This is a genomic window from Pseudomonas sp. LB3P58 (genome assembly GCF_054897895.1).
In genome coordinates this window covers 2231336-2242706 of sequence record NZ_JBUBVE010000001.1, presented here as the reverse complement: position 1 = coordinate 2242706, position 11371 = coordinate 2231336, and the positions used below count along the sequence as shown (strand labels likewise).

The following is an 11371-nucleotide window of genomic DNA, read 5'->3' as shown; positions in this document are numbered from 1 at the left end:
TGTGTTAATCCATGTGCGAACCTGGGTGCCTTCCACTGGCAGGTTTCGGCGCAATAGAGTTGTTCAGAGTGATCAGAACCGGCTCGTCAATCGCGCTACCGGGGTTTGCTTCGAGCGCGCCACGCAGGGTGGACATATTGAGTTCATAACTACCCTTGTCCGTATACAGCTGGCTCAGCAGCGAGGTGGTCACAGCCAGTGAGTCAGCATTTTCAAAGGCTTTGGAACTGGCGTGACAGGCACGGCCCTCATCCGTAACCGGCAGACGTCCCGACGCCAGGTTCAGCAGCGCAGCCACATCCAGCAACTGCCCTCTTTCGCCATTGCGTCCCGCATCGCTGGCATAGCTGACATCATCAGTCTGTGAAGTACCGTGGAACAGCTCATGAATCAAGTCGTCTGCAACGACGTCATGGTTGAAACCCAGACCGATAAAGCGCCTGTTGATATTGGGCGTATAGATTTCGATGAACGTCGTGGCGGATTTGTCTGTTGCACCTTTCCATTGTTGGAAAGCGTTCGGGTCGAAAGCGGCAATGTGGTGGGTATCCTTTAGCGGATCGAGAAAAATGTTACTGATGGAAAGACCTGCAAAGTCCGCCCTGACCAATCTCAGATAGTTCAACAACCGTTCGAATGCATCGCTCGAGTTGTTTCCCATCAGTACCTTGATGATTGCGTCGCGTTCCTTCGTGAAGTCATGACGGGTCAAGACATTGATCGCGTTGTCGATTTTTGTACGCGCCAGCGGCAAGCTTTGCTCAATGAACTGTCGGGTGTAGCTGACGGGCAATGTCTTAACGGAGCGCGGCAACCGGACGGGTGCCGTAAAGGTGAAGTTACTTAGCTTTGGGCCCCAGGGCTTGCCTAATCTATCAAGGGCATACCATTGACGGTTGTTACGCGCCGCCACGACTATGAACGTTTCACCGGTAGCACCAAGGGGCCGCCAGGTACCCTGTCCGCTGGTATCGGCACTTTTGGCTGCGCGGACGAGGTCGTAGGTTTTATGACTGCCATTGAGTTTGCGCAACTGGGATTGCGCCAGTCCGAGGACCTCTTGAGCCTGCCTGTTAAAGCGTAGCGCCCCCTTGTGGACGAGTTTCCCGACTCCGAACAACGCGGTTGGCACGCCATCCACAGGGTTGAAGATGGAAACTGACGTCGCGAAAGCGAGCTTGGTCAGGCGGGCGGCTTTGGATGTCAAAGAGATTGCCTTGGACGAGATGCTCAGCGCTTTGGCGCCAGCCCCCACAAACGCCCCACCCAATGCGATGGCATCCATAACGCAGCCATACACCCCATCGACCATCTTATCGTGCTCCCCGGAAGATAGATCCTCGATGCACTTTTTAAAGGGAACTACCAGATCAACAATATACTTCGCCGTTTCTTCTCCCATCTTGCGCTGGCGTTCAAGCTTTGTTGGCACGGTAGCGACTTCTTTAAACTCATCAAACGTTATTATCGGACGATTGTTTACGATGAACTCGGCGATCCGGATAATTTGCGGATTATCAAAATTTTTAAAAATACTCTGCTGCCGCAACGTCGACGTAGCAGGTGCGGGAAGTTCACCCAGCTTTTCAATAATCGCCATATTGTTGGCAGAATCGGCTTCTGAAAAACCGTGAGTGTATTCATGAAGAGTGATCGGTAAAGATTCCGGAGGCATCGGTGCCACCTTCGCATTAAGGTCACCGTTGAAATCCGTTCTGGCGGCGCCCTGCAATTTTCCTGCTCTGGTTATCAGCGCACCCAGCGTGCTGTTTCTACGTAGTTCTCCACGCAAGGTAAACAGTTCATAGCATGCAAAAGTGCTTCCATGAGAAGCGTACATCACAATGCCAAATCGCCCTGTGACTGCATCTTTGTTTTGTTGGGTTTCGTAGTCTGTTTCACGCCTCAACGGCCCCCCCAAAGGCATGGAAGATGTCTCTACCACCGCACTGCGAAGGGTAAAGAAAGTGATCTTACCTTTCAGAAAGGTTTCCAGATCAAAGGGAAGCATGTGTGAAAGGGCCAACTTCACATTGGTGGCCACCGCACTATTCAAATTCCCGAGATAATTCCGCAACTGGAGGTGAAACTCATGATCATTGGGCGCCAGTCGCCGCAAATTCGGATAGCGGCTGTAAATGCTGACGATGGATGGATCATAAAAAGTTGGCCTTTTGTAACCAGTAATAGCTGCGTTTAAATCGGGCATCGTGGAAATGTGGTTGTCGGGAAAAACAGCACGTAGATCCCAATTGCCAGTCACCAAATCACCGGACATATGCAACTCGACCATGGACATGGCGGTAGGTGAGGCATATAGGCCTGGCTGTTGATAGATAATTTTTTCTTCCAGGAAATCACAATCAGGCGCGGCTTTGTTTACCGCCGCCCTTGCAATGTCTTCTCTGCTTGGCATGGAGCAGGAGTATGCGCGGGCAAGGTGCGTGAAGTTTTCCGCGTACTCCTGAAACACAGTTATTGCCCGTTCAGTGGTCTCCTTTTCCGCTTGAGTGAGTTCCTGCGTGGTCACCACACCGTTGATCAGCGCCCAGTCAACGATTGGATCGATCATTGCCAGATCCCGCAGATATTTCAGCGGTTCACTGACAGGCTCCAGATCGGCATACGCCATGATTTGCGCATGCGTCATCACACGAGAAGCCCCTTTCCTGACCGCCTCCGCCAGCACTACCCCGCGGCAGAAGGACACCCAACCAACCGAGCCCATCATCAGCGACGACGGGACACCCTTGACCAGAAATTCTGGCGCGATTTCCGCCAGCAGCAGGTGCGATGCCAACGGGGCCAAGACAGGATTCACCCAGCCTTTGGTGTGTAGAACGGTTTCCAGCTCCTTGCGCACGACCGACGAATGCCTCTCGACATTGGTCGGTGCATACAAATTGAGCCCGGCGATACTCTTTCGAATTTGAGCGCTACCAATGAACGGATCCAGTTCCAGCAAAATGGCCGTTATCAACAGTTGCGCAAGATCCTGTGCAGAGGCGTCTTGCCCGGATTGCGCGCCGAACCAGTCCAACTCCTCCAGGAGTGTCCTGGCGCAGGCCTGGGCCACCGGATGCTTGACCAACTGAACGATACGTTCGGCGGCGTCGTGCGTCAGAACGGCGCGACCTGTTTCGCGATAGAGCTTGTCCAACAGTCTTTCGTTCGCACCTACAAGTTTGACAGTGGCCTGCCGAATAGCTGCACGTTGCTCAGCCGACAATACGGCTAACGACGGGTCATCAGCAACAAGTTGGCTCCAATAGTTGCCCAGATCGTCGACGGCTGGATCAAACTCAAGAACATCAATCATATTTTTGGTTTGCGCAGCGTCCGTCGGCACATGCAAGTCATGAAACCTGAGCCATTGATCAACATCCACACAGTCTATCGCGACTATAAAGCCACCGGCTTGCTTGGCGATATCCCCAAGATCCCTGAGTTTACCGGGGACACCTGTTAATTCATGCGCATTAACATCGATTTCTTCCCAGCGCTGTGATGCATCCTTGTACAGCTCTATCGTGCCATTTGCAGTCACCCGAATCGAATCCGAATCCTTGGGTCTATTTTCGTGAAGCGCATCAAACACGAATAAATTTTCGGCTAACTTATGCCATATAACGCGCCCAGGCATATGAATTTCATAAAGCGAGGACCCCTCTTCTAACCCAAACTCATACCCTTGCCATGTAAACGGCTCTTCTTCTGATTGATTTTCCAAGGCCTCCTTTAACAACTCCAATACCTGTTGCCGCTCTGCTTTATCTGCCTTTAAACGACGTTGTGATTCTTCTGTAGCGGTAACAGACGAATAAGAAATTTTACTTTTCAATACAGCACACACAATACCACCTCATAGATTTAAATGACTGACAATGCAGCGGGAATGAAGTCTTACTTTCCAGCGCAAAACAAACCAGCCAAAAACCATTAAATGGAATTTCAGAGCCCGGCAACTGACACACGGACAAAAACAACAATCACTCCATCAACCCCCACTCCCCAAAAGATGAATCGGGGGTAGATGCGCCGTCGTTATGAAATTTAAGTCGACGTTTTAGATTATTGACAGAGTCGGCGTTTTTGAGGGCTTCGTCTTCGCTGATCACACCTTCCATCACTAATGCAAACAGTGCCCCGTCGAAGGTCTGCATACCCAGTTGGGCGGACTTTTCCATAATGCCCTTTAACTCGCCCAATTCATTGCGCCGAATCAGGTCGCCAATGGTCGGCGTCCCGAGCATCACTTCCACTGCCGCCCGTCGCTGACCGTCGCGGGTACACACTAATCGCTGGGAAACGAAGGCCTTGAGGTTGTTGCCCAGATCATGCAGGAGTTGCGTCCGCCGTTCTTCGGGGAAGAAGTTGATAATCCGGTCCAGCGCCTGATTGGCGTTGTGGGCATGCAGGGTGGAGATAACCAGATGGCCGGTATCGGCAAACCCCAGCGCGTGCTCCATCGTCTCGCGGTCACGGATTTCGCCGATCAGCACCACGTCCGGTGCCTGGCGCAGGGTATTTTTCAATGCCGCGTGAAAACTGCGGGTATCGACGCCGACCTCGCGCTGGTTGATGATCGACTTCTTGTGCCGATGGATGTACTCGACCGGGTCCTCGATGGTGATGATGTGGCCACTGCTGTGGCGATTGCGGTAGTCGATCAATGCCGCCAGCGAGGTTGACTTGCCCGAGTTGGTAGCGCCGACGAACAGCATCAGTCCTTGTTTGAGCATCACCGTTTCGAGGAGCACCGGCGGCAGTTTGAGGTCTTCGAAACGCGGAATGTCGAGCTTGATGTTGCGCGCCACGATTGACACATCGTTGCGTTGTTTAAAGATATTGACCCGAAAGCGCCCGACACCTGGCAAAGAGATGGCCAGGTTCATCTCCAGTTCCCGATCGAACTCCAGACGCTGTTCGGCGTCCATGATGGACGCGGCAACGGCCGCAATTCCACCCGGTTTGAACGGCTGATCGGCCAAGGGTCTAAGCACACCCTCGAACCGTGCGCTGGGTGGCGCACCGGTAGACAGATAAAGATCGGAGCCATTCTGGCTGGCCAGGAGCCTTAACAGTGCATCGATTTCCATGGCAAAAAGCACCCGCGAAGCATTCAATGAATAAAAATGACCCAAAAAGGGTCATACAGCGTCTACTGCGGTACAAGGATAGTTGACACCGCTACACCGACTTAAATGCAGGACATCTTGATGAACGCATCACCGACCGGCAGCGATGCCCAGGCCTTGATTGCCCGACTGGACTGGAGACGCAGCCCGCTGGGCGCTGCCAGTACCTGGCCGCAAAGCCTGCGAACCGCCGTGGATATCGTGATTCATTCGCCGATGCCCATGCTGTTGCTGTGGGGGCCGCAGCTCACGCAGATCTACAACGACGGCTTCGCCCTGCTGGCCGGCAGCAAGCATCCACACGCATTCGGACAGCCGACACACCTGATCTGGCCAGAGTTAAAAGACTTTACCGACCCCATTTACAGCGCAGTCCTACAAGGACAGGTACGGACCTACAGCGAACAGCGCTTCACCTTGCAGCGTAATGGCCATGATTCCGACTTCTGGCTGGACCTGACCTACAGCCCCATCCGCGATGAAAGCGCCCAGGTCGCCGGGATTCTGGTCACCGCCATCGAAACCAACGAGCGCCGACGCATCGCCCTCGAACTCGAACAGCGTTCGGCCGCCAGCCTCAAGGCCCAGCACGAAACCGAAGAGCGTCTGCAACTGGCCCTCGCCGCCACCGACGCCGTTGGCACCTGGGACTGGGACATAAACGAAGACCGCTTCATTGCCGACACCCACTTCGCCCAGTTACACGGTATCGACCCGCTGCTCGCCAATCAGTTGCCCATCAGCGCCTACCTTCAGGGGGTGCACCCGCAAGACCGCGCCATGGTCGCCCGCAGCATCAAACACTCCATCACCCACGGCACCGAGTACGCCGAGGAATATCGCCTGCTGCAAGCCGACGGTCAGCTGCGCTGGGTGTTTGCCCGGGGTCGTTGCTACAAGGACCACCATGGCCGGCCGATCCGCTTCCTCGGCGCCGCCCTGGACCTGACCGAACGTAAACACACGGAACAAGCCTTGCGGCAAAGTCAGACCGAGCTGCAACTGATCATCAACGCCATGCCGATCCTGATCAGCTACGTGGACAGCGAGGAACGCTTTCGCCTGAACAATGCGGCCTACCTCGACTGGTACGGGCTGACGCCCCAGGAGCTCTTTGGCAAAACCATCCGTGAAGTACTGGGTGACGAAGCCTATGCCTTGCGCGCCGAATACATCGCCCAGGCGCTGTCCGGCAAGCCTTGTTGTTTCAGCATCCGCACCCCGCACCGTGACGGAAGCATCCGCCATGCCCTGATGAACTACTTGCCGCGCCACGGCGCGGATGGTGCGGTCAATGGTTTCTATATCTTTGTGATTGACGAAACCGAGCGTAAACAGACCGAAGAAGCCCTGCGCAACCTCAACGAGACCCTTGAGGAACGAGTTGCCGCCCGCACCCAGCAATTGGCTGAAGCCAACCAGCGACTGCAGAACGAGATGTTCGAACGCGAGCGCGCCGAAGAGGCGTTGCGGCATGCGCAGAAGATGGAAGCGCTCGGCCAGCTCACCGGCGGCATCGCCCATGACTTCAACAATATGCTCACCGGGATCATCGGCAGCCTCGACTTGATGCAGCGCTACATCGCCGACGGACGCGCCGCCGAGGTGGGCCGTTTCACCGAGGCGGCCGTGTCCTCGGCCAACCGCGCCGCCGCCCTGACCCATCGCCTGCTGGCGTTTTCCCGGCGTCAGTCACTGGACCGCAAGCCGCTGAACGCCAATGATCTGATCCATTCCCTGGAAGATCTGCTCAGCCGGACCAAGGGCGACCACATCGAGCTCAAACTGCAATTGGCCGATGACGTCTGGCCGGTCAGCACCGACGTCAGCCAGCTGGAAAACGCCCTGCTCAATCTGGTGATCAATGCCCGGGACGCCATGCCCGATGGCGGCGAGTTGCGGATCGAAACCGCCAACGTTTATCTCGACAGCAGTGACATCAACACCCTGGAACCGGTCAAGGCCGGGGATTATCTGATGATTGCCGTCAGCGACAACGGTACCGGCATGACACCGTCGGTGCTGGCCAAGGCTTTCGACCCGTTCTTCACCACCAAACCCATCGGCCAGGGCACCGGTCTAGGGCTGTCGATGATTTATGGTTTTGCCCAGCAGTCGGGCGGGCATGTCAGCCTGTTCAGCTTGCCGGGACAGGGCACCAGCGTCCGTCTGTACCTGCCGCGGCTGCACGCCGCAGAGCCCGAAAACATCCTGAAGCCTGTCACCAGCGAGACGCCGGCCGCGATTGCCGGTGAAACCGTGGTGTTGGTGGAGGATGACCCCGCGGTGCGCATGCTGGTGCTCGACCTGCTCAAAGAGTTGGGTTACCACGCCCATGAAGCCGAAGATGCGAAGACCGCCCTGCCCCTGCTGGAATCCGACCTGCGGATCGATTTGCTGGTCACCGATGTCGGTCTGCCGGGGATGAACGGTCGGCAACTGGCGGAGATTGCGCGCCAGCACCGCCCCGAGCTCAAAGTGCTGTTCATGACCGGTTACGCGGAAAAAGCCGCCGAACGCCAGGGCTTCCTGGAGGAAGGCATGGACATGGTGGCCAAGCCCTTTTCCATTGACCTGTTGGCCAACAAGATTCGCGCGATGATCGGCCAACCGGACTGAGTTAAGGCATAATCGCGCGCCCCCCGCTGGCACCAACATAGCCACCACCGTTGCAAGGTACCTGCCCCAATGAAAGCTCAAGCCCGCCATATTCTGGTGAAAACCTCGGAAGAAGCCGAACAGCTCAAACAACGCATCGCCAAGGGCGAAGCCTTCGATGTGCTCGCCAAAAAGTATTCCACCTGCCCGTCCGGCAAGCGCGGCGGCGACCTGGGTGAGGTGCGGCCCGGGCAAATGGTCGGGGTCATCGATGCCGTGATCTTCAAAAAACCGTTGCGCGTGGTACATGGGCCGATCAAGAGCAAGTTTGGCTATCACCTGGTGCAGGTGTTTTACCGGGATTAATGGGTTGGTTTGAGGGCCTCATCGCGAGCAAGCTCGCTCCCACATTGGATCTGCAGTGTGCACAAGCCCACTGTGGGAGCGAGCTTGCTCGCGATCCGATTGCGCAGCAGGCGGCCATTCACCACTTATCTCGGAATAAGTGCTCCCGGCACCTGAATCACCCGACTCGCCAACCGATGCCCCGCTTCAGCAGCCTCAACCGGGCTGCCTCCTTTCAGGCGACTGGCCAAATACGCCGCGCTAAATGAATCCCCCGCCGCCGTGGTGTCCACCACCCGCTCGACTACCTGCGCCGGCACTTCAAACGACTCTCCATCACAACGAATCAGACACGCCTCGGCGCCACGCTTGAGTACCACTTCAGGCGTGCCAATCTGCTCGTAAGCGGCAAACACCGCCTCGCAATCGGAAAAATTAAACAGCGCCTGTTCGTCATCGACGGTCAGCAACGCCAGGTCGACATAGGGCAGAACGCTGCGATAGGCCGCCCGTGCGTCCGCGATCGACGCCCACAAACGTGGCCGGTAGTTGTTGTCGAACACGACCCGTGCATCCCGCTGCCGTGCCTCGACCAGGGTTTCCAGTAACTTCTCCCGACCTTGCGCGCCGAGCACCGCCAGGGTGATGCCACTGAAATACAGCACATCGTAATCCGGCAGCGCCGCAAGGATCGGCGCGGCGGTCGGGGTGGTGAAACAATCTCGGACTGCTGCCTCGTTACGCCAGTAGAGAAAACGCCGCTCGCCGGCGGCGTCAGTCTGGATGCAATACAAGCCGGGCAACCGGCCGGGCAAGCGCTGGACCATACCGAGCCCGATGTTTTCGTCGGCCCAGCTCTGGCACATGGCATCGCTGAAACTGTCGTCACCCAGGGCGGTGACGTAATCCACCGTGCCGCCCTCGCCCAACTCCCGGGACAGGTAGACCGCCGTGTTCAAGGTATCGCCACCGAAACTCTGCTGCAGGCTGCCGTCGGCGCGTTGCTGCAACTCGATCATGCATTCGCCGATCAGGGCGATGCGCGGGGTGTTGGGGCCGAGGGTGCTGATGGTGTTCATTGTTTTTGTAGTCTCTGGTGTTTCTGTGTTGTCTGGCAGGGCCTCATCGCGAGCAAGCTCGCTCCCACAATGGAATGCGTTCCCTGTGGGAGCGAGCTTGCTCGCGATGGCCGCGCCTCGGTCTGGAGTCTTAGAAACAGGTTTCCATGGTTTCGATGACATTCAGCTGCTCATCCACCAGACACCCGATACGCCACTTGTCGAACGTCAGGCACGGGTGCGAAGTACCAAAGGAAATAATGTCCCCCACCCGTAACTCAACCCCCGGCGCCACGGTCATGAACGCATGCTGATCCATCACTGCCGTCACCTTGCAGGCGCTGACGTCGTCGCCTGTCGCCGGCACCACGCCCGCCTTGTAACGCAACAGCGGCACCGGCAACCCGGCATCGTAGGCCACGTCGCGTTTACCCAGGGCGATCACCGCAAAGCCCGGTTCCGGCAACGACTGCACGTGAGCCCAGACTTCCAGCGCCGGGCGCAGGCCTTCGTGCAGATCACTGCGGCGGTCGAGCACGCAGCATTGCGCTTCTTTATAGATGCCATGGTCGTGAGCCACGTAGCTGCCGGGACGCAGCACGCTGAGGAAACGCCCGCCGGCGTTCTGCGCTTCAAAGGATTCAGCGATCAGGTCGTACCAGGCTGAACCCGACGCCGTGATGATCGGCTTGGGAATGGCGAACGCGCCGCTGTCCTGCAACTGCACGGCCAGACGCACCAAAGAATCAGCGAACGCACGGATGCCGCTCACCGCGTGATCGCCGTGAATCACCCCTTCGTAACCTTCGATCCCGGTCAGCGCCAAGGCCGGTTGTGCGGCAATGGCTTTGGCCAGCGCGACCACTTCGTCTTCGGTGCGGCAACCGCAACGACCGCCGACCACGCCGTACTCGATCATCACGTTCAAACGCACACCGCGCGAGGCGAAATACGCGCCGAGGTCAGCGACGTTATCCGGGTGATCGACCATGCAATGGAAGTCGAAAGTCGGGTCCGCGAGCAGATCGGCGATCAACGCCATGTTCGGCGTACCGACCAGTTGGTTGGCCATCAGCACCCGATGCACGCCATGGGCGTAAGCCGCGCGGGTTTGCGTGGCGCTGGCCAGGGTGATGCCCCAGGCACCGGCGTCCAGTTGGCGACGAAACAGCGCCGGGGTCATGCTGGTTTTGCCGTGGGGGGCGAGTTCGGCACCGCTGTTGCTGACAAAGGTCTGCATCCAGCGAATGTTGTGTTCCAGCGCTTCGCGGTGCAGCACCAGCGCAGGCAGGCTGACGTCGCGCACCAGATTGGCGCCTGTGTGGGCAAAGCCCTTTTCCACAGTGGCAGTATTTTTGGCAGAAAACATGGTCGAACTCCTCACATTCGCGGCCGCAGGCAGCCGCTGTTATTCGTTGATGCGACGGGCCAGGCTGTTGGCGCTGTCAATCAGCACCCGGCGATAGTCGTTGTAATTGTTCTTGGCATCGGCCCGTGGGGCGACGATGCACAGGGTCGCAATGGCCACGCCGTTCGGGTCTTTCACCGGGGCGGCAAAACAATGGGTAAAGGTGTCGGCAACGCTATCGAAAGAGAAGAAACCATCGATAGCGGCCTGACGGATTTCACCGAGAAACTGTTCAAGCGGCAGGCGTTCACCGTTGGGCAGGATGAAGTCGTCGTGATCAATCAGGTCGACGATTTCCTGGTCGCTCAAGTGCGCCAGCAGCAGGCGTCCGGAAGCGGTCCAGGGAATCGGCGCGTTCTCGCCGATGTCCGAGGAAATGCGGAAATGCCGCTCGCCCTCTTTCATCAAGGCCACGGTGTATTTTCGCCCGTTGAGCAGGCACATCTGCGCGGTTTCGCGGGTCTGGCTGACGATCTCCTGCAAGGCATGATCGGCCTCGCGGGTCAGGTCGAAATGGCGTAAATGCGCTTGCCCCAGGAAGTACAGCTGACGGCCGAGGTAGACGTGACCGTCCTTGCCCACGGCCTCCAGAATCCGTCGCTCCAGCAGGGAGGCAACCAATTCGTAGACCGTGGATTTCGGGCTGCCGATGCCGCTGGCGATTTCGTTCGGGCGCAGGGGCTTGCCGACTTCCTTGAGGAAATCGAGGATATCGAACGCCCGGTCCAGACCGCGAGCCCGGCGCTTGATGGTGTCTTCGGTCATTGCTTCAGGTTCCCATTCAAAGTGGCCGGGAGTTTACCGCTAATGATCATTCCCACGCG

The 11371-nt window shown here is 57.3% G+C and carries 7 protein-coding genes; 2 read left to right on the top strand and 5 right to left on the bottom strand.

Translation table 11 applies throughout. The annotated features are described in order from the left end of the window. Positions 1–4 precede the first annotated feature (4 nt). Together ACYZTZ_RS10495 and ACYZTZ_RS10490 are read right to left on the bottom strand one after the other, a co-directional pair. Positions 5–3853: a hypothetical protein gene (locus ACYZTZ_RS10495; protein ID WP_461998123.1), complete on the bottom strand. Its 3849-nt coding sequence runs from the start codon at positions 3851–3853 to the stop codon at positions 5–7. Positions 3854–3989: 136 nt separating this feature from the next. Then, on the bottom strand, positions 3990–5099 hold the full coding sequence (locus ACYZTZ_RS10490) for a PilT/PilU family type 4a pilus ATPase (protein ID WP_461998122.1): 1110 nt from the start codon (positions 5097–5099) through the stop codon (positions 3990–3992). Between the two features lie 120 nt (positions 5100–5219). On the opposite strand from ACYZTZ_RS10490, the gene ACYZTZ_RS10485 reads away from it, so the two are divergent. Together ACYZTZ_RS10485 and ACYZTZ_RS10480 are read left to right on the top strand one after the other, a co-directional pair. Beyond that, positions 5220–7757, top strand: coding sequence for a hybrid sensor histidine kinase/response regulator (locus ACYZTZ_RS10485; RefSeq protein ID WP_461998121.1), 2538 nt, complete (start codon positions 5220–5222; stop codon positions 7755–7757). Between the two features lie 69 nt (positions 7758–7826). Then, positions 7827–8102, top strand: a complete 276-nt coding sequence (locus ACYZTZ_RS10480; protein ID WP_007898282.1) for a peptidylprolyl isomerase — start codon at positions 7827–7829, stop codon at positions 8100–8102. A 125-nt stretch (positions 8103–8227) separates the two neighbouring features. Here ACYZTZ_RS10480 and ACYZTZ_RS10475 read toward each other — a convergent pair whose 3' ends face one another. The 3 genes from ACYZTZ_RS10475 to ACYZTZ_RS10465 all read right to left on the bottom strand — a co-directional run bounded on the left by ACYZTZ_RS10475 (position 8228) and on the right by ACYZTZ_RS10465 (position 11312). Then, positions 8228–9160 (bottom strand): sugar kinase, encoded by a 933-nt coding sequence (locus ACYZTZ_RS10475; RefSeq protein WP_461998120.1) that lies wholly within the window; start codon positions 9158–9160, stop codon positions 8228–8230. Between the two features lie 130 nt (positions 9161–9290). Beyond that, positions 9291–10508 carry an amino acid deaminase gene (locus tag ACYZTZ_RS10470; RefSeq protein WP_046048469.1) on the bottom strand — a complete coding sequence of 406 codons (1218 nt, stop codon included), beginning with the start codon at positions 10506–10508 and terminating at the stop codon, positions 9291–9293. A 39-nt stretch (positions 10509–10547) separates the two neighbouring features. Beyond that, positions 10548–11312: an IclR family transcriptional regulator gene (locus ACYZTZ_RS10465; RefSeq protein ID WP_033061664.1), complete on the bottom strand. Its 765-nt coding sequence runs from the start codon at positions 11310–11312 to the stop codon at positions 10548–10550. Between the last annotated feature and the right edge of the window lie 59 nt (positions 11313–11371).